This window comes from Stenotrophomonas sp. 59 (assembly GCF_030291095.1).
GTDB classification, from domain to species: domain Bacteria; phylum Pseudomonadota; class Gammaproteobacteria; order Xanthomonadales; family Xanthomonadaceae; genus Stenotrophomonas; species Stenotrophomonas maltophilia_Q.
On the sequence record NZ_CP127408.1, the window covers coordinates 2,046,599 to 2,065,124 of the forward strand.

The following is an 18,526-nucleotide window of genomic DNA, read 5'->3' on the forward strand; positions in this document are numbered from 1 at the left end:
GTCCTGATCCATTAGGCTTGAGCCTCCAGCGGAGTCCGGGAAGACGATGAACGACAACGGCAGCAGTCCCAGCAAGCGCGCCGGCAAGGCGGTGACGGTGACCGACATCGCGCGTGCCATCGGCGTGTCACGGGCAACCGTGTCGCTGGTGCTGCGTGGCAGCCCGCTGGTCAACGTCGATACCCGGGCCAAGGTCGAGGCCGAGCTGCGTCGCCAGCGCTATGTCTACAACCGCGCGGCCGCCAACCTGCGTCGTCGTACCTCGTCGAGCATCGCGCTGGTGATCAACGACCTGTCCAACCCGTTCTTCGCCGAATTTGCGTCCGGCGTGGACGAGGCGTTGGGCGGGCGTGGCTACGTGACATTGCTGGGCAGCACCGGCGAATCGCCGGAGCGGCAGCAGGCGGTGCTGTCCACGCTGATGGAACACACCCCGGCCGGACTGATCCTGTCGCCGGCCGAGGGCAGTGATACCGCGCTGCTGCGGCAGGCGCTGGGCGCCAACGCCAACGTGCTGCTGTTCAACCGCGAGCTGGAAGGGGCCGACTGGGATTTCCTGACCCTGGACAACCAGCACGGTGCCTACCTGGCGACGCGTCACCTGATCGAGCGCGGCCATCGCCAGATCGCTTTCTTCGGCGGCCACGCGGCGTCGAGCTCGTGCCACCAGCGCCGTGCCGGCTTCCAGCAGGCGCTGGCCGAGGCCGGTCTGTCGCTGCCGCCGGGCTGGATGATCGAGTCGGCACCGAACCGCCTGGAAGCCGCGGCGCGCACCGATGAGTTGTTTGCCGATGGCCATCGCCCGAGTGCAGCGGTCTGCTACAACGACACCGTCGCGCTGGGCCTGATGCTGGGCCTGAACTCGCGAGGCATTCGTCCGGGCGGTGACTTTGCCGTGACCGGCTTCGACGATATTTCCGAGGCATCGGTCGCGGTGCCGCCATTGACCACGCTCACCGCCGATCCGCGCGAGCGAGGCCGGCAGGCGGCCGCGCTGCTGCTGCAACGATTGGACGAACCGGACGCGCCACCACGGCGCACGGTGGCGCCGGTGCAGTTGCGCATCCGCGAAAGCAGTGCCGCACGGCCGAACTGATTCCTCCCACGTACCCCTTCCACGCAACAACGACCTTCCGCGCATCGAGGCGCGTACCGCATGCCGATCTCCGCAACGCCCCGTCCATCGGGTTCTTTGGGCAACGCACCCGCCGTCACCAACGGCAAGGCGCTGGCCGTGGTCACCACGATCTTCTTCATGTGGGGCTTCCTGACCTGCCTCAATGACATCCTGATCCCGCACCTGAAGGCAGTGTTCGAGCTGAACTACGCCAAGGCGATGCTGGTGCAGTTCACCTTCTTCGGCACCTATTTCCTGATGTCGCTGCCGGCCGGCCGCCTGGTGGCGGCGCTGGGCTACAAGAAGGGCATCGTGGCCGGCCTGGTGATCGCCGGTATCGGCGCACTGGGCTTCTGGCCGGCGGCCGAGCTGCGCGTTTATGGCGCCTTCCTCGGCGCACTGTTCGTGCTGGCCACCGGCATCACCGTGCTGCAGGTCGCTGCGAACCCCTACGTCGCGCTGCTGGGCCCGGAGCAGACCAGCTCCAGCCGCCTGACCCTGGCGCAGGCACTGAACTCGCTGGGCACGGCCATCGCCCCGATCTTCGGCGGCATGCTGATCCTGTCCAACACGGTCAAGAGCGCCGATGAACTGAACGCGCTGCCGGCTGCCGAACAGCTGGCCTACCGCGCCGCCGAGGCGCAGGCCGTGCAGGGCCCCTACGTAGGCCTGGCGGTAGCGCTGGTACTGCTGGCGCTGTTCGTGTTCCTGTTCCGCCTGCCGGCACTGAGCGACGCCACCGAACAGGCCGACCAGGGGCACCACCACAGCTATCTGGATGCGCTGCGCAAGCGCCACCTGCTGCTGGGCGTGCTGGGCATCTTCTTCTACGTCGGTGCCGAAGTATCGATCGGCAGCTTCCTGGTCAACTACCTGTCGATGCCGAACATCGGTGGCTTCAGCGAACAGGAGGCCACCCACTACGTGTCGGCCTACTGGACGATGGCAATGATCGGCCGCTTCGCCGGCTCGGCGCTGCTGGCGCGCTTCTCGCCCAGCCGCCTGCTGGCGATCTTCGCGCTGGTCAACGTGGTCCTGCTGGTCACGACCATGCTGACCTCCGGCAACATCGCGCTGTACTCGGTGGTGGCGATCGGCCTGTTCAATTCGATCATGTTCCCGACCATCTTCGCGCTGAGCATCGAGCGCCTGGGCCCGCTGACCAACAAGGGCTCCAGCCTGCTGATCATGGCCATCGTCGGCGGTGCCGTGGTGCCGTACCTGCAGGGCGTGCTGGCCGACCACATCGGTGTGCAGGCCAGCTTCATCCTGCCGCTGCTGTGCTACGGCTACATCATTTTCTACGGACTGGTCGGCGCACGCACGCCGGCTTCCGCAACGCAGGGAGGCTGAGTCCGGAATGGGTTCCATCGTTTGCTTCGGCGAAATTTTGATCGATCTACTAGCGCAGCCGCCGGCCTCGGCCGACACGCCGCGCGCGTTCCTGCAGTACGCCGGCGGGGCGCCGGCCAACGTTGCGGTGGCGGCAGCGCGACTGGGTGCGAAGACCCAGTTCGTCGGCATGCTGGGCCGCGACATGTTTGGTGACTTCCTGGCCGAGAGCCTGGTCGAACACGGCGTGGGCACGGATTACATCGTGCGTACCGATGCGGCCAAGACCGCACTGGCCTTCGTCGCGCTGGATGCCAGCGGCGAGCGCAGCTTCAGTTTCTACCGCCCGCCGGCCGCCGACCTGCTGTTCCGTGACAGCGACTTCCAGGCCGCGTGCTTCGACAGCGCGCAGTGCTTCCACGTCTGCTCCAACAGCCTGACCGAGCCGTCCATCGCCGAGGCGACCTTCGCCGGCATGGAGCGCGCCCGTGCCGCCGGTGCGGTGGTCAGCCTGGACCTCAACCTGCGCCCGGCACTGTGGCCGGCCAGCGAAGATCCGACGCCGCGCCTGTGGCAGGCGCTGCAGCGTGCCGACCTGGTCAAGCTGTCGCGCGAGGAGCTGGACTACCTGGCGGCACCGCTGGGTGCCGATGGTGAGGCAGTGGTGCTGAAGCGCCTGCTGGCCGCGCAGGCACGCTGGGTCATCGTTACCGATGGTGCGGCCACGCTGCACTGGTACACGCGCGACAACCACGGCACGGTCACCAGCTTCCGCGTAGCCACCGTCGATACCACGGCCGCCGGCGATGCCTTTGTCGGTGGCGTGCTGGTCGGACTGCTGGAGCGTGGCGGGGCGGGCGCAGGCTTTGCCGCGTTCTGCCAGGACCCGGAGGCGATCACCGCCACGCTGCGCTTCGGTGCCGCGGTCGGCGCGCTGGCTGTTACCCGCAAGGGCGCGTTCGCCGCGATGCCCTCGCTCGATGAAGTGCAGCAGCTGCTGCAGGCCCAGGACATTACCGCATGAACACCTCGCCCGATTTCCGTTCGCCCGCGTTCCTGCGTGCGCATATCGCCGACACGATGGCGTTCTACCACCCGCGCTGCATCGACCCGAACGGTGGCTTCTTCCACTACTTCCGGGATGACGGCAGCATCTACGATGCCAGCCACCGCCACCTGGTGAGCAGCACCCGTTTCGTCTTCAACTACGCGATGGCCTACCGCGAATTCGGCAACGCCGAATACCGCGACGCTGTCGAGCACGGTGTGCGTTACCTGCGCGAGGTGCATCGCAATCCGGTTACCGGTGGCTATGCCTGGACCCTGCGCGACGGCAAGGTCGAGGACGACATGAACCACTGCTACGGCGTGGCGTTCGTGCTGCTGGCCTACAGCTGCGCGCTGAAGGCCGGTGTCGAGCAGGCCCGTGACTGGATGGACGAGACCTGGCAGCTGCTGGAAGCGCGCTTCTGGGAACCGCAGCACGGCCTGTACAAGGACGAAGCCGATGGCCAGTGGAACTTCACCGGCTACCGTGGCCAGAACGCCAACATGCACATGTGCGAGGCGATGCTGGCCGCGTTCGAGGCCAGTGGCGAACAGCGCTATGTGGAGCGCGCGCTGCAGCTGGCCGACAACATGACCCGCCGCCAGGCCGCCAAGGCCGGTGGCCTGGTCTGGGAGCATTACAACGTCAACTGGGAGATCGACTGGGACTACAACCTGGACGATCCCAAGCACCTGTTCCGCCCGTGGGGCTTCCAGCCCGGCCATCAGACCGAGTGGGCCAAGCTGCTGCTGATCCTCGATCGCCATGTGCAGGCCGACTGGCTGGTGCCGACCGCGCAGCACCTGTTCGATGTGGCGGTGGCGCGCAGCTGGGATGACGCCCGCGGTGGCCTGTATTACGGCTTCGCGCCGGAAACGCGCCGGCAGCCGGGCATGGACGGCGCCCCGATCGGCGGCGACAGCTTCGTCTGCGACGATGACAAGTACTTCTGGGTGCAGGCGGAAACGCTGGCTACGGCCGCGCTGATGGCCAAGCGCACCGGCGATGACCGCTACTGGCAGTGGTACGAGCGCATCTGGGCGTACTCGTGGGAGCACTTCGTCGACCACCAGTACGGCGCCTGGTTCCGCATCCTCGATGCCGACAACCGCAAGTACAGCGACGAGAAGAGCCCGGCCGGCAAGGTGGATTACCACACCATGGGTGCGTGCTACGAAGTGTTGAACGTCGTGCGTTGAGGTCTGCCGCGCTGCGCCCTCGCCGGACGTGGTCCGGCGCTACCGTGGCGTGTTGAATTGGTAGCGCCGGGCCATGCCCGGCGGAAAAACAGGAGCATCCCGTGCATCGCCTTCCCCTCGTTGTCCGCCTGCCCCTGCTCCTGCTGCTGATCGCAGCCTCTGTGTTCCCTGCACCGGCGGCCCCGCTGCAGGCGCAGTGGGAGTTCCGCATGTTGCCCGGCGACGCGCAGGGCGCGGCCCATCCGGGCCTGCAGCAGTGGCGTACGGCGAGCGTACCCGGCAGCGTGCACACCGACCTGCTGGCCCACGCGCTGATCCGCGATCCGTATGTCGGCGCGCCGGAGGCCGAGCTGCAGTGGATCGGCCTGGCGGACTGGGAATACCGCGCCCGCTTCGATGTGGATGCCGCGACGGTTGCCAAGCCCAATGCCGAACTGCGCTTCGACGGGCTGGATACCTATGCCGAGGTCGTGCTCAACGGCAAGCCGCTGCTGCGCGCGGACAACGCACACCGCACGTGGCGTGCCCGGGTCGAAGGCCGCCTGCGTGCGAAGGACAATGAGCTGCAGATCGTGTTCCGGTCGCCGATCCGCACGCTGTTGCCGGGCGTGCAGGCGATGCCGCACAAGATCGCCGGCAACTATCCTTCGCCCTATGGCGATGAGCCGAAGGACGCGATGGTCGGCAACTTCGCGCGAAAACCGGCCTACCACTTCGGTTGGGACTGGGGCCCGCGCTATGTCACCGCCGGTGTCTGGCGTGGCGTCGACCTGCAGGCCTGGGATACGCATCGATTGACCGACCTGGCCGTGCGCACCGATGCATTGAGCGCGGAGCAGGCGAAGCTGGCGGTGCTGCTGCAGGTGGAGCAGGGCAGTGCAGCCGGTTCTGCGGTGGTCAATGTGGATGTGCGCGATCCGCAGGGTCGCAGCGTGGCCCAGGTGAAGCGCACGGTGCTGTTGAAGCCCGGCCAGAACAGCATCGAGGTTCCGGTTGAACTGGCTGATCCGCGGCGCTGGTGGCCAGTAGGCCACGGTGCGCAGGACCGCTACACGGTGCAGGCCCGCCTGGACGACGGTGGCGCGCCGGAGCTGGCCCACGAGCAGCGCATCGGCCTGCGTACGGTCGAACTGCGCCGCGAAACGGACGACAAGGGCGGGCAGGGCTTCGCTTTCGTCATCAATGGCGTGCCGATCTTCGCCAAGGGCGCGAACGTGATTCCGTTCGATGCCTTCCCCGCACGCGTTGATGCCGCGCGCCTGCGCCAGGTGCTGGTGGCCGCGCGCGACGCCAACATGAACATGTTGCGCAACTGGGGCGGCGGCTATTACGAGGACGACGCGTTCTTCGACATCGCCGACGAGCTCGGCCTGCTGGTCTGGCAGGACTTCATGTTCGGCGGCGGCATGCAGCCCGGTTACGATCCGGCGTTCCGCGCCAGCGTGGTCGCCGAGGCGCGCGACAACGTGCGGCGTCTGCGGCATCACCCCAGCATCGTGCTGTGGTGTGGCAACAACGAAGAGGAAACCGCCTGGAAGGACTGGGGCCACGGACGCGACCTGAAGGCGGCCGATCCGGCGTTCGCGGCGAAGGTCTGGCAGGGCTATGTCGACCTGTTCGGCCACGATCTGCGTGCGGTGGTTGGCGAGGAAGGGCTGGGCGTACCGTACTGGTCCAGTTCGCCCAGCAACGATCTGGATGAAAAGGCCAACGACTCGAGCCGCGGCGACAAGCACTACTGGCAGGTCTGGGGCAATCCGGCGCTGCCGGTGCAGGCCTACCTGCGCGAGACGCCGCGCTTCATGTCCGAGTACGGCCTGCAGGCGTGGCCGTCGGTGGCGACGGTGGACCAGATCGCTACCCGTGCCGAGCAGCGCATCGACAGCCCGGTGATCCGCGCACACCAGAAATTCATGGCCGGCGAGGGCAACAGCCGCCTGCTGCATTACATCGAACTGGGCTACGGCACGCCGAAGGACTTCGAGGACTTCGTCTACCTGAGCCAGGTGATGCAGGCCGATGGCATCGCCCTGGCGGCGCTGCATCACCGTGCCTCGCGTCCGTACACGATGGGTTCGCTGTACTGGCAGCTCAACGATGTCTGGCCGGGCGCTTCATGGTCCAGCGTGGACTACTTCGGCCGCTGGAAGGCGCTGCACTTTGCCGCGCGGCGTTTCTTCGCGCCGGTGACGGTGGCTGCGCTGCGCGACGAGGGCAATACGCGGGTGCGTCTGATCAATGATGGCGCCGCGCAGGATGCACGTTGGCGGCTGCGGGTGGTGGACGTGGACGGCAAGGTGCTGCGGCAGCGCGAGGAGGCGGTGGCGTTGACCGCGGAAGGTGTCACCGCGCTCGGTGACTTCCGCGACGCGGAGCTGCTGGCCGGTGCCGATCCGAAGCGGACGGTGGCGGTGTTCGAACTGCTGCAGGACGGCAAGGTGAGCGCGCGGCAGGTGGTCGGTTTCGTAGAGGCCAGGGACCAGGTGCTGCCACGGCAGAAACTGGAGGCGACTCTCGCCATTGACGGCGATCATTATCGCCTGAGGCTGCAGAGCGCGACCTATGTGCGTGCGGCGTGGATCGACTTCGGCGCGCTGGATGTGAAGCTTGAAGACAACCTGCTGGACCTGCTGCCGGGTGAAACGCGCGATATCGCGGTGCGTGGTCCGGTGGACCTGACCACCCTGCGCGACGCGCTGAAGGTGAAAACCCTCAACGACCGTTGACGGCATCCGCCGGGCCATGCCCGGCGAGGGCGCGGACCGTTGGTCCGCACACCCTTACAGCTGGATCTGCTGGAAATTCTCAACCCGCTCGTGGCCGTTGGCGGCCTGGCCGGTGCGCGGCAGCGGGTAATCATCCAGGCGGTCGATCAGGCGGGTCTGCAGGCCGGCTTCGCGGGCAGCGTCCAACTCTTCCACCACATCCGACAGGAACAGGATCTCGCCGGCCGGGACGCCGATCGCCTGCACGATGCGGCGGTAGCTGTCGGCCTCGCGCTTGCCGCCGACTTCGGTATCGAACCAGCCCGATACCAGCGGGCTGAGGTCGCCGGCATCGCTGAAACCGAAGAACAGCTTCTGCGCCGGCACCGAGCCGGACGAGTACACGTAGAGCGGCAGGCCCGAGGCATGCCAGCCCTTCAGCATCGGTGCCACTTCCGGGTAGAAATGCGCGGTGTAATCGCCCCGGCGGTAGCCTTCGTCCCAGATCTGGCCCTGCAGCGCCTTCAGCGCGGTGTGCTTGCGGTCCTGGTCGATCCAGCCCTGCAGCGTCTCGGCCACCAAGCTGTCCTGGCAGGCGCCGCCGATCTCGGTGGCCACCGCGTCCAGCCAGCGGCGCACGTCCGGGTCCTGGCCGTGTTCGGCGACGAAGCCGGGCAAGGCCTTGCGGGCATAGGGGAACAGCACGTTCTTGACGAACGAGATGCTGCTGGTGGTGCCTTCGATATCGGTCAGGATGACGCGGGGCTGCATGGATCAGGACGCCTGGGTGGGTACGTAACGGGGGAACTTCTGCGCGATGTCGGTGCCGGTGAAATGACCGACCCAGCCATCCGGCTCGGTGAAGAAGCGGATCGCCACGAAGCTGGGCTCATCGCCCATGTCGAACCAGTGGGTGGTGCCATCGGGCACGGCGATCAGGTCATCCTTCACGCACTCGATCTCGTAGACCTTGTCTTCCACGTGCAGGGTGAACAGGCCGGAGCCGGCGACAAAGAAGCGCACCTCGTCTTCCTTGTGGAAGTGCTCGTCGAGGAACTTCTTGCGCAGCTCGGCGCGGTTCGGGTTGTCCGGGGCGATCGAGGCCACATCCACGCTCTTGAAGCCGTTCTCGGCCACCAGGCGGTCGATGTCGGCGCGGTAGGCGGCGAACACTTCCTCCTGGCTGGCGCCGGGTGCGACCGGTGCAGTGGCCTGCCAGCGTTCGAAGGTGACGCCGATCTTCTGCAGTTCGGCAGCAATGACCGCGCCGTCCTGGGTGTCCAGCAGCGGCGATTCGGGGCGGGTGTCGTCGTAGATGCGCAGTCGGCTCATGGCGGCAGCTTGAACGTCTCGGGGGGAAGACAGGGTAGCAGGGCGGGGGCAGGGCGCAGATTCCGGATCGGCATCTGTACCTGCGCGCGGGTTCAGCCGCGCAGCTTGCGCAGCTCCAGCTCGCAGTGGAACAGGAATTCGAAGGCTTCCAGGTGGCGGCGCGCTTCGGCCATGTCGCGGCCCCAGGCGTACAGGCCATGGCCATCGATCAGGTAGCCCCACAGGTTCTGCCGGTCGAGCAGGTCGTCGACCTGGGCCGAGAGCAGGTCCATGTCCTGGGTGTTGGCGAACACGGGCACGTCCACGGCCATCTCATGGGTGCTGTTGCCGGCGAAGGCCTTCAGCAGCTCGTAGCCTTCCAGGTGCACATGGCCCTGCGGCGCGTACAGGCGCGAGGCAATGGTCTGCACCGGCGAATGGGTGTGCAGTACGCAGCCGATTTCCGGGAAGCGGCGGTACAGCTGGGTGTGCAGCAGGGTTTCGGCGGAGGGGCGCAGCGGGCGGCCGACGGCCTTGCCATCGAAGTCCACCACCATGATGTCGTCCTCGATCAGGCGGCCCTTGTCCTTGCCCGAGACGGTGATCGCGGCGTGGCGGTCGTCCAGGCGGTGGGAGAAGTTGCTGCTGGTGGCCGGGGTCCAGCCGGCCTGGGCCAGTTCGCGGACGTTGTCGATCAGCAGCTGGGCCAGTTCGCCCAGGCGGGCGGTGTCGTAGGGGAAGGTGGTGGTGTCCATGGACGGCATTTTACGTGATCCGGCCCGATGCTGGGCCCGCGCGGCGACCGCCTGCCTGCTGCGTGGGCAACGCGAAGCGGTGCGCTGGCAGGCGGCGCGCAGGGATTGGATCGAGGCAAGCACAGCGCTGGCTGAATGGGGAAGGCAGCGCTCCCGCTGGAAGCGATTCCGGTCGTGGACAGCCCTCTTGCCGCGAAACATCATCGGATTGCCGCAGAGATTCCGGCGAGCGCCAGGGAAAGGAGTACTTCGATGATCGCGCGCGCGATGGGGATGATGGGGGTGATTGGCATCATGCTTGCCAGCAGTGGCTGCACGATGGAATGGGTGAAGATGGATGCGGGTGCCCGGTCATTCGGCCCCGCCCATTCGAGTTGCAAGGCGCAGGCCGACGATCATTGGCCGGTCAGGAATGAAGTGGCCACGCGCACTGTCTACGAAGACCGCAAGGTGCCCTGCAGGCTTGATGAAGTCTGCGCCATTGACGGCAAGTACAACATGGTGCCGATGCCGAAAGATGAGAGTTACATCGTGGACGTCAACGCGTCCGACCGCAGCAGCGAGTTCAATGCCTGCATGGCCGGTGCCGGCTGGCAGCAGCAGCTCATCTGGTTCAATCGCCGCTAGGCGGGGCCGGGCAGTGGACGACAGCTGCTCGACCGGTTGATGCTCAACGGAGTCCAGGCAACAGTGGCCAGCGGAGAATGCCGTGGCTCTGCGAACCGTTTAGTCGTAGAGGCTGGAGACGTGCAGCGAGCAGGACAAGAACACGTACGACGTGGATGGAAAGTACAAGTGCGTCCAGCGGCCGGAAATCGAGTGCGGCGCCCTGGACGTGAACCAGAGCCACTGCCGTGGCACACACAGGTTGGATACAGAAGACCATCTGGTTTGGTCGTAGGTGATTCTCATCCGATAGCCGGCACATTCACGGTGCGGATGATATCCACGCATGGCGTGGATCTACCGGACACGCCGGGAGACTGTCAGGGGTGGGGAGGCATGGGTTCGCGGGGGTGTCAGCCGCATGGATGCGGCTGCCAAGCCTTATCTGATCGGAATCTGGCAGCGTAGGTGCCGAGAGCCGGCGTGGGCCGCCGTACAAGCCTGGATCTCGACGATCGCCATGTAGCTTGGCGCCCACGCCGGAATCTCCCTTGATCCGCCCGAACAGTTGCTGGAGCTGACACTCGCAGTGATAAGACTGGGCAAGCGGGGGAGCTCTCGACCCTTCCAGACTATACGGAGTCCGGTGATGAACGGGATCGGGATTGATGTCAGCAAGCGCCAACTGGATGTCGGCACGACGGACGGAGAGACCCTGCAGGTCTGGAATAGCCGCTCCGGCTTTTCTGAATTGGATGATTGGCTGAAGAAGCGTCCGGTCAGCCAGATCGTGCTGGAGGCCACCGGCGGCTACGAGCGGCCGGTGCTGGATTTTCTGCACGCAGCGGGCCATCCGGTGGTCCGCGCCAATGCCCTGCGGGCCCGCAGGCTGGCCCAGGGGATGGGCCAGATGGCCAAGACCGACCGGTTGGATGCCTATGCATTGGCGCAGATGGCAGCCTTGGTGAAACTGCCCGCCTACCAACCGCTGGAGCCTTGGCAGCAGAAAATGCGGGAATTCGTGCGGGCACGTCGACAGGCGATGCACGCGCTGACCATCGCGCGGCAGCAGCAGGAAATGGTCGGTGATCGTGAATTGCGCCGGCTACTGCAGGCCAACATCACCCGCTTGCAGACGCTGGTTGAACGTCTGGGAAAGCAAATTGCCGAGCAGGTTGCCCAACAGCCTCAACTGGCTGTCCTGAAGTCGATGAAAGGCGTTGGCTCTGGCCTGCAGGCGGTATTGGCAAGCTATCTTCCCGAGTTGGGGAAGATCAGCGGCAAGGCCATCGCCAGCCTGGTCGGTGTAGCACCCATGTCCCACGACAGCGGGACCATGCGCGGCAAACGAAGCATCCACGGTGGCAGGGCCGAGATCCGCCAAGTGCTTTACATGGCCGCCATGTCGGCCATGCGGCATGAACCTCGACTGCGCGATTTCTATCAGTCGCTGCGGGCTCGCGGCAAGGAAGGAAAAGTGGCCATCGTGGCGGTAATGCGCAAGATGCTGGTGATTCTCAACGCCCGCGTACGCGACGCCCGAAGCGGACCGGTCCCTGCCTAAGGACAGTTGCGGCGTTCCCCCAGAGACTGTCGGCCAGCGGCCGGCACTACCGTGCCTGTCTGCCGGAGAGGGCCAGGCCTCCCCGGCAACACAGTTGCTACATGGACGTACTTGCGGCGTCCCCCGCGTACCCATGCCTCCCCGCCAAACCAACACACCCGCTCTTGGCGTTGCTCCGGCGGGTGCAGGGCCGCAGGCCCTGCACTGCAAAACCTCACTTGCCCCGCAGACGGCTGTGCCTGAACCCGTAGCAGAAATAGATCACGAAACCGACGAACGTCCACACGCCCATCAACATCCAGTTGTGCATCGTCATCGCCGACAGCAGCGCCAGGCAGCTCAGCACGCCCAGGCTGCAGATCAGCCAGGCCATCGGCATGCGGAACGGGCGCGGCAGGTCCGGCTGGGTGCGGCGCAGGATCAGCACGCCGGCACACACGGCGGCGAACGCGATCAGCGTACCCATCGAGGTCAGCTCGCCGAGGATGTCCAGCGGGAACAGCGCCGCCAGCAGCGCGATGCCGATGCCGGTGATCACGGTGTTGATGTGCGGGGTGCGGTACTTCGGGTGGATCTTGGTGAACACCGGCGGCAGCAGGCCGTCGCGGCCCATGATCATGAAGATGCGCGGCTGGCCGATGATCATCACCAGCACCACCGAGGACAGGCCGACCAGCGCGCCGACCTCGACCACCCAGCGCAGCCAGCCCAGCTGCGGATGCGCGGCGACCGCGGTCACCACCGGCTCATCGGTGCCCAGCAGCTGGAATGGCACCAGGCCGGTCATCACCGCGGCCATCGCGATGTAGAGCACGGTGCAGACCACCAGTGACAGCATCATGCCGATCGGCATGTCACGCTGCGGGTTCTTCGATTCCTGCGCCGCCACCGACACCGCCTCGAAGCCGATGTAGGCGAAGAACACCATCGCCGCGCCGCGCAGCACGCCTTCCATGCCGTACTTGCCGGGGCCTTCGTTGGCGGGGATGAACGGCGTCCAGTTGCTGGTATCCACGTACTTCCAGCCGACCACGATGACCAGCACGATCAGGCCGGTCTTGAGCACGACCATCGCCATGTTCATCGCCGAGGACTTGCTGATGCCGACGTAGCACAGCCAGGTCAGCAGCAGGACCAGGGCCGCAGCAGGCAGGTTGGCGATCGCGCCGGTCGGGCGCAGCTGTGCGTCCAGTGGCGCACTGACCAGCGCGGCTGGCAGATGGATGTCGAACTGGCTGAGCAGGCTGAGGAAGTAGCCGGTCCAACTGACCGCTACTGCCGAGGCGGAGACGCCGTATTCGAGCACCAGCATCCAGCCGATGAACCAGGCCGACAGTTCGCCGAAGGTGGCATAGGTATAGGTGTAGGCGCTGCCGGAAACCGGCACCATCGAGGCGAACTCGGCGTAGGCCAGCGCGCAGAAGGCGCAGCAGATGGCGGCCAGCACGAACGACAGCATGATCGCCGGGCCGGCGTGGTTGGCGGCGGCCTGGCCGGTGATGACGAAGATGCCGCCGCCGATCACCGCGCCGATACCGAGGGCGGTCAGCCCCCAGGGGCCGAGGTGGCGGCGCAGGCTCAGGCCGTTGGCGTCTTCATGGGCGGCATGCGGGTGCTTGGTGGCCCACAGTTGCTTGAACATGTGTGGTGGTCTTGTCGAAGCGCGCCATGACCGGCGCGCGGGGAAAACGGACGGGCCGGCGCGAGGCCGGCCCGTAGGCGGATCAGGGCGACTTGGCCAGCTTGCTGTTGCGGATGCCGTAGCCCAGGTAGATCAGCAGGCCGAGCAGCGTCCAGCCCACGAACAGGTGCCAGTGCACCACGAACGCCTGCCAGAACAGGAACAGGCAGGTGGCCGCGCCCAGCGGGCAGATGATCCACACCGCCGGCACGCGGAACGGACGATGGATCTCCGGCTTGGTATAGCGCAGCACCAGCACGCCGATGCATACGGTGGCGAAGGCCAGCAGGGTGCCCATCGACACCAGCTCGCCCAGCACGTTCAGCGGCACCAGGCCGGCCAGTGCGGCAGCGATCACGCCGACCACGATGGTAGCGACGTACGGGGTACGGAAACGGGCGTGGACCTTGCCGAAGAACTTCGGCAGCAGGCCATCGCGGGAGATGGTGTAGGCGATGCGGGTCTGGCCCATCATCATCACCAGCACCACCGAGGACAGGCCGGCGATGGCGCCGATTTCCACCGCGGTCTTCAACCACGCCAGCTGCGGGTAACCTTCCAGCGCGGTGGCCACCGGCTTGTCGGTGCCCAGCAGGTGGTACGGCATCATGCCGGTCAGCACCGCGCAGACGATGATGTAGACGATGGTGCACACCGCGAGCGAGCCGAGCAGGCCGATCGGCATGTTGCGCTGCGGGTCCTTGGTTTCACCGGCGGCGGTGGAGACCGCATCGAAGCCGATGTAGGCGAAGAACACGATGGTGGCCGCGCGGAACACGCCGCTCCAGCCGAACTCACCCGGCACGCCGGTGTTTTCCGGGATGAACGGCTGCCAGTTGGCGGGGTCGATGTGGGCCGCGCCGATGCCGATGAACAGGCAGATGACGGTGACCTTGATCGCCACGATGATGGCGTTGACGAAGGCCGACTGGGTCACACCCACGTACAGCAGGCCGGACACCGCCGCCACGATCAGCACGGCCGGCAGGTTGAACAGCTTGCCGGAGGAGACGAACTCGCTGCCGGTCCAGGCAATGGGCGCGGCGCTGAGCAGGTCCGGGAACGGCATGTGCAGCGTGGTGGTGATGAAGCTGATCAGGTACGCCGACCAGCCCACCGCGACCGAGGCCGAGGCGAACAGGTACTCCAGCACCAGGCACCAGCCGATGAACCAGGCCATGCCTTCGCCGAGGGTGGCGTACGAGTAGGAATAGGCACTGCCGGAGACCGGCATCATTGCCGCGAACTCGGCGTAGCACAGGCCCGCCAGGGCACAGGCGAAACCGGCCAGCACGAACGACAGCATCACCGCCGGGCCGGCATGGTTGGCCGCAGCCTGGCCGGTCAGCACGAAAATACCAGCGCCGATCACCGCACCCACGCCAAGCAGGATGAGGTGTTTAGCCGTGAGGGTCCGTTTCAACGTGGCGTCGCCGTCCAGGCTGCCTTCGATGGGTTCGCCGGCATCGACGTGCCCGGCCGGCTGGACCGGCTTGACCCTCAACAGAGCTTTCAGCATGCAGTACTTCCTAATGATCGGATTTGGGTGGGCCGCCGATACGTTGCCGGCAACCTTGAATGGTGAAGGCCGCGCGAACGGCCCGCTGTACCTTAGCCAAAGCTGAAGCCAACGCACAAGCGCAATCGCAACAATGAACGGCGATAATGAGCAGTATTTTTCCAAACGCCGCCCATTCATGAGCCAGAACGCCGAAACCCTTGCCGTGCTTGACGATCGCCTGCGTGGCCTGTTGCGGGACTATGCCCGTCGCGAGCCCGCCCACGACGCACTGGCTGCCGAATTCGGCACATTGTTGGACGATCCGGAAGATCCGTTCCGCCGCGAACGGCTGGCCGGGCACTTCACCGCCAGCTGCTGGCTGGTCAGCGCCGATGGCCAGCGCCTGCTGCTGACCCATCATCGCAAGCTGCAGCGCTGGCTGCAGCTGGGTGGCCACGCCGACGGAGAGCGCGACCTGGCCCTGGTCGCGCTGAAGGAGGCCGAGGAGGAGTCGGGCCTGAGCGGGCTGATGCTGGAAGACCCGGCCATCTTCGACATCGACAAGCACTGGATTCCGGAGCGCAAGGACGTGCCGGGACACTGGCACTATGACGTGCGTTTCGTGATCCGGGCGCTGGGTGGCGAGGCCTTCGTGCTCAGCGAGGAGTCGCTGGAGCTGGCCTGGCGGCCGGTGGCCGAGGTCGCCGCAGACCCGGAATCGGACGAGTCGATGCAGCGCATGGCGCGCCGGTGGTTGGCGCGCTGAACGAGCCCGCCGGGCATGTCCCGGCGCTACCGTGATCGCGTGGGCCGGGACATGCGCGGCGACGCAGAACCCAGGGGTAGCGCCGGGCCATGCCCGGCGACGCGTTAATCAATACAGAATGCGGGTACGCAATGTCCCCGGGATCGCGGCCAGTTCGTCGCGCACGGCGGCGGCCTGTTCCTCGCTCGCGGTGATGTCGATCACCACGTAGCCCACCTTCGGGTCGGTGCGCAGGAACTGGCCGTCGATGTTGACGTTGTGGCGCGAGAAGATCTCGTTGACCTTGGACAGCACGCCCGGCACGTTCTGGTGGATGTGCAGCAGGCGCAGGCTGTCGGCGTGCTCGGGCAGGGTCACTTCCGGGAAGTTGACCGCCGACAGGGTGCTGCCGTTGTCGCTGTAGCGCACCAGCTTGGCCGCAACCTCCACGCCGATGTTGTCCTGCGCTTCCAGCGTGCTGCCGCCCACATGCGGGGTCAGGATCACGTTGTCGTGGCGGGTCAGCGGCGATTCGAAGATATCGCCGTTGCCCTTCGGCTCGACCGGGAACACGTCCAGCGCGGCGCCGCCGACGTGGCCGCTGGCCAGCGCCGCGTCCAGTGCATCGATGTCGACCACGGTGCCGCGTGCGGCATTGATCAGGTGCGCACCCTTGCGCATCTTCGCCAGCTCGGTACTACCGATCATCCACTGCGTGGAAGGGGTTTCCGGCACGTGCAGGGTGACGATGTCGGCGCGCGCCAGCAGGTCGTCCAGGCTGGCCGCGGCACGCGCATTGCCCAGCGCCAGCTTGGTTTCCACGTCGTGGAAGATCACCTGCATGCCCAGCGATTCGGCCAGCACGCCGACCTGGGTGCCGATGTGGCCGTAACCGATGATGCCCAGGGTCTTGCCGCGCACCTCATGGCTGCCGCTGGCCGACTTCGACCAGCCGCCGCGATGGCACTCCGCGTTCTTCTGCGGGATGCCGCGGGTCAGCATGATCGCCTCGGCGATCACCAGCTCGGCCACGCTGCGGGTGTTGGAATAGGGCGCGTTGAACACCGGGATGCCGGCCAGCTCGGCCGCGTCCAGGTCCACCTGGTTGGTGCCGATGCAGAAACAACCCACCGCGATCAGGCGCTTGGCCTCGGCCAGCACCTCGGCGCTGAGCTGGGTGCGCGAGCGGATGCCGACGATGTGCGCTTCGGCGATGCGCGCCTTCAGTTCGTCCTCGGGCAGCGCCTTGGTGTGCGCTTCGATCTGGCTGTAGCCGGCGGCGCTGAACACCTCCACGGCGGTCTGGCTGACCCCCTCCAGCAACAGCACGCGGATATCCTGCTTCGGGAACGAGGTCTTCTTCGGCGACATGGGGCGACACGGCCAGTGGGACAGGGGCCAATCACTATGCCAGATCGCGACGACCATGGTGCAGTGCGCAATTGGTTGCATCGGTAGCTATCTGCCTGCCTGCGGGGCTGGACGCTGGCGCGTGCCGCTGGCACGCTTGCCCGTTCTTCACGCACCGCGCTGGACCGTCATGACCGATTCCCGCATTGCCTCGCTGCAGCTGGCCTGTCCCGGCCTGAAGCTGAAGACCGACCCGGCCGACCTGGAGCATTACGGGCGCGACTGGACCCGGCGCTGGACACCGGCGCCGCTGGCGGTCGCGCTGCCGGCCACGGTCGAGGAAGTACAGGCGGTGATGCGCTGGAGCGCTGAGCACGACGTGGCGGTGGTGCCGTCCGGCGGCCGCACCGGCCTGTCCGGTGGAGCAGTGGCGGCCAACGGCGAGCTGGTGCTCAGCCTGGAACGGATGAACAAGGCACTGGCCTACGATGCGGTCGATCGCACGCTGGTGGTGCAGGCCGGCATGCCGCTGGAAGCCGTGCACAATGCCGCGCTGGACCATGGCCTGATCTACCCGGTGGATTTCGCCGCGCGTGGTTCCTGCACGATCGGCGGCAACATCGCCACCAATGCCGGCGGCATCCGCGTGATCCGCTACGGCAATACCCGCGAGTGGATCGCAGGGCTGAAGGTGGTCACTGCCAGTGGCGAACTGCTCGAGCTCAACAAGGGCCTGATCAAGAACTCCAGCGGCTATGACTTCCGCCAGCTGCTGATCGGTTCGGAAGGCACCCTGGGCGTTATCGTCGAGGCGACGGTGAAACTGACCGACCCGCCGCCTGCAAGCAACGTGATGCTGCTGGCGCTGCCCAGCTTCGAGGTGCTGATGCAGGTATTCGCCGCGTTCCGCGCGCGCCTGCAGCTGCAGGCCTTCGAGTTCTTCACCGACCGGGCGCTGGAGCATGTGCTGGCGCACGGAGCGCAGGCGCCGTTCGACGAGGTGCACCCGTACTACGTGGTCACCGAGTTCGCGGCCAATGACGAGGCGCAGGAAGCGGCGGCGATGGCCGCCTTCGAGGACTGCATGGGCAACGGCTGGGTCAGCGACGGCGTGATCAGCGCCAGCGACGCACAGGCCGCCCAGCTGTGGCGCTTGCGCGAAGGCATCACCGAATCGCTGGCGCGCTACAAGCCCTACAAGAACGACGTGTCGGTGCGGATCTCGGCGATGCCGGCGTTCCTTGCCGAGACCCAGGCGCTGATCGGGCAGGCCTATCCGCACTTCGACGTGGTCTGGTTCGGCCATATCGGCGACGGCAACCTGCACATCAACGTGCTCAAGCCCGACGACACCGGCGACGCCGAATTCGTGGCGCAGTGCGAACATGTGACCAAGCTGCTGGCGCAGGTGCTGGCCCGCTTCGACGGCAGCATTTCGGCCGAACACGGCATTGGCCTGGTCAAGAAGGGTTACCTGGACAGCACCCGTGGCCCGGCCGAGATCGCCCTGATGAAGGCGGTCAAACGCGCGTTCGATCCCCAAGCGCGGCTGAATCCCGGCAAGCTCTTCGACCTCTGAGCCGGGAAAATCCTTCACGTACCCGTTACGCTC

At 66.4% G+C, this 18,526-nt stretch carries 15 protein-coding genes; 9 read left to right on the top strand and 6 right to left on the bottom strand.

The window, feature by feature from the left end; all coding sequences use genetic code 11:
• Positions 1–46: 46 nt before the first annotated feature.
• The 5 genes from QP552_RS09600 (at position 47) to QP552_RS09620 (ending at position 7,422) form a co-directional block, all read left to right on the top strand.
• A complete protein-coding gene (locus QP552_RS09600; RefSeq protein ID WP_014037023.1) occupies positions 47–1,096 on the top strand; it encodes a LacI family DNA-binding transcriptional regulator in 1,050 nt (349 codons plus the stop codon).
• 60 nt (positions 1,097–1,156) lie between these two features.
• Positions 1,157–2,470, top strand: coding sequence for an L-fucose:H+ symporter permease (fucP, locus tag QP552_RS09605; protein ID WP_286075751.1), 1,314 nt, complete (start codon positions 1,157–1,159; stop codon positions 2,468–2,470).
• 7 nt (positions 2,471–2,477) lie between these two features.
• Positions 2,478–3,473, top strand: a complete 996-nt coding sequence (locus QP552_RS09610) for a carbohydrate kinase (RefSeq protein WP_049426745.1) — start codon at positions 2,478–2,480, stop codon at positions 3,471–3,473.
• On the top strand, positions 3,470–4,696 hold the full coding sequence (locus QP552_RS09615; RefSeq protein WP_111112303.1) for an AGE family epimerase/isomerase: 1,227 nt from the start codon (positions 3,470–3,472) through the stop codon (positions 4,694–4,696). Before QP552_RS09610 ends, QP552_RS09615 begins: the two co-directional genes overlap by 4 nt.
• Before the next feature lie 101 nt (positions 4,697–4,797).
• Positions 4,798–7,422, top strand: coding sequence for a glycoside hydrolase family 2 protein (locus tag QP552_RS09620; RefSeq protein ID WP_286075753.1), 2,625 nt, complete (start codon positions 4,798–4,800; stop codon positions 7,420–7,422).
• 54 nt (positions 7,423–7,476) lie between these two features.
• Here QP552_RS09620 and mtnC read toward each other — a convergent pair whose 3' ends face one another.
• The 3 genes from mtnC to QP552_RS09635 form a co-directional block, all read right to left on the bottom strand.
• Entirely contained in the window at positions 7,477–8,172 is a 696-nt protein-coding gene (gene mtnC, locus QP552_RS09625) for an acireductone synthase (RefSeq protein WP_164147372.1), read from the bottom strand.
• Positions 8,173–8,175: 3 nt separating this feature from the next.
• Positions 8,176–8,733 carry an acireductone dioxygenase gene (locus QP552_RS09630; protein WP_099485066.1) on the bottom strand — a complete coding sequence of 186 codons (558 nt, stop codon included), beginning with the start codon at positions 8,731–8,733 and terminating at the stop codon, positions 8,176–8,178.
• 92 nt (positions 8,734–8,825) lie between these two features.
• The gene (locus QP552_RS09635; protein ID WP_099485070.1) at positions 8,826–9,467 is read right to left on the bottom strand and encodes a methylthioribulose 1-phosphate dehydratase; all 642 of its coding nucleotides are present in this window, start codon (positions 9,465–9,467) and stop codon (positions 8,826–8,828) included.
• A 252-nt stretch (positions 9,468–9,719) separates the two neighbouring features.
• Here QP552_RS09635 and QP552_RS09640 point away from each other — a divergent pair, with 252 nt between their 5' ends.
• Positions 9,720–10,094, top strand: coding sequence for a hypothetical protein (locus QP552_RS09640; protein ID WP_286075755.1), 375 nt, complete (start codon positions 9,720–9,722; stop codon positions 10,092–10,094).
• A 628-nt stretch (positions 10,095–10,722) separates the two neighbouring features.
• The gene (locus QP552_RS09645; RefSeq protein WP_286075756.1) at positions 10,723–11,637 is read left to right on the top strand and encodes an IS110 family transposase; all 915 of its coding nucleotides are present in this window, start codon (positions 10,723–10,725) and stop codon (positions 11,635–11,637) included.
• A 214-nt stretch (positions 11,638–11,851) separates the two neighbouring features.
• On the opposite strand, the gene QP552_RS09650 is transcribed toward QP552_RS09645, so the two are convergent.
• Both QP552_RS09650 and QP552_RS09655 read right to left on the bottom strand, forming a co-directional pair.
• Positions 11,852–13,279, bottom strand: coding sequence for an amino acid permease (locus tag QP552_RS09650; RefSeq protein WP_286075758.1), 1,428 nt, complete (start codon positions 13,277–13,279; stop codon positions 11,852–11,854).
• 82 nt (positions 13,280–13,361) lie between these two features.
• Positions 13,362–14,837, bottom strand: a complete 1,476-nt coding sequence (locus tag QP552_RS09655; RefSeq protein WP_286075759.1) for an amino acid permease — start codon at positions 14,835–14,837, stop codon at positions 13,362–13,364.
• Between the two features lie 133 nt (positions 14,838–14,970).
• Between QP552_RS09655 and QP552_RS09660 the strand changes: the two genes are divergently transcribed.
• Positions 14,971–15,585 (top strand): NUDIX hydrolase, encoded by a 615-nt coding sequence (locus QP552_RS09660; RefSeq protein ID WP_286075760.1) that lies wholly within the window; start codon positions 14,971–14,973, stop codon positions 15,583–15,585.
• 108 nt (positions 15,586–15,693) lie between these two features.
• Here QP552_RS09660 and serA read toward each other — a convergent pair whose 3' ends face one another.
• On the bottom strand, positions 15,694–16,935 hold the full coding sequence (serA, locus tag QP552_RS09665; protein WP_014037034.1) for a phosphoglycerate dehydrogenase: 1,242 nt from the start codon (positions 16,933–16,935) through the stop codon (positions 15,694–15,696).
• A gap of 169 nt (positions 16,936–17,104) precedes the next feature.
• Between serA and QP552_RS09670 the strand changes: the two genes are divergently transcribed.
• Positions 17,105–18,493 carry an FAD-binding oxidoreductase gene (locus QP552_RS09670; protein WP_286075761.1) on the top strand — a complete coding sequence of 463 codons (1,389 nt, stop codon included), beginning with the start codon at positions 17,105–17,107 and terminating at the stop codon, positions 18,491–18,493.
• Positions 18,494–18,526: the final 33 nt, after the last annotated feature.

Bases quoted from the DNA above. Each gene is read 5' to 3' on its own strand.
- QP552_RS09600 (WP_014037023.1), top strand. From the start codon at position 47: ATGAACGACAACGGCAGCAGTCCCAGCAAGCGCGCCGGCAAGGCGGTG.
- fucP (WP_286075751.1), top strand. From the start codon at position 1,157: ATGCCGATCTCCGCAACGCCCCGTCCATCGGGTTCTTTGGGCAACGCA.
- QP552_RS09610 (WP_049426745.1), top strand. From the start codon at position 2,478: ATGGGTTCCATCGTTTGCTTCGGCGAAATTTTGATCGATCTACTAGCG.
- QP552_RS09615 (WP_111112303.1), top strand. From the start codon at position 3,470: ATGAACACCTCGCCCGATTTCCGTTCGCCCGCGTTCCTGCGTGCGCAT.
- mtnC (WP_164147372.1), bottom strand. From the start codon at position 8,172: ATGCAGCCCCGCGTCATCCTGACCGATATCGAAGGCACCACCAGCAGC.
- QP552_RS09630 (WP_099485066.1), bottom strand. From the start codon at position 8,733: ATGAGCCGACTGCGCATCTACGACGACACCCGCCCCGAATCGCCGCTG.
- QP552_RS09635 (WP_099485070.1), bottom strand. From the start codon at position 9,467: ATGGACACCACCACCTTCCCCTACGACACCGCCCGCCTGGGCGAACTG.
- QP552_RS09640 (WP_286075755.1), top strand. From the start codon at position 9,720: ATGATCGCGCGCGCGATGGGGATGATGGGGGTGATTGGCATCATGCTT.
- QP552_RS09645 (WP_286075756.1), top strand. From the start codon at position 10,723: ATGAACGGGATCGGGATTGATGTCAGCAAGCGCCAACTGGATGTCGGC.
- QP552_RS09650 (WP_286075758.1), bottom strand. From the start codon at position 13,279: ATGTTCAAGCAACTGTGGGCCACCAAGCACCCGCATGCCGCCCATGAA.
- QP552_RS09655 (WP_286075759.1), bottom strand. From the start codon at position 14,837: ATGCTGAAAGCTCTGTTGAGGGTCAAGCCGGTCCAGCCGGCCGGGCAC.
- QP552_RS09660 (WP_286075760.1), top strand. From the start codon at position 14,971: ATGAACGGCGATAATGAGCAGTATTTTTCCAAACGCCGCCCATTCATG.
- serA (WP_014037034.1), bottom strand. From the start codon at position 16,935: ATGTCGCCGAAGAAGACCTCGTTCCCGAAGCAGGATATCCGCGTGCTG.
- QP552_RS09670 (WP_286075761.1), top strand. From the start codon at position 17,105: ATGACCGATTCCCGCATTGCCTCGCTGCAGCTGGCCTGTCCCGGCCTG.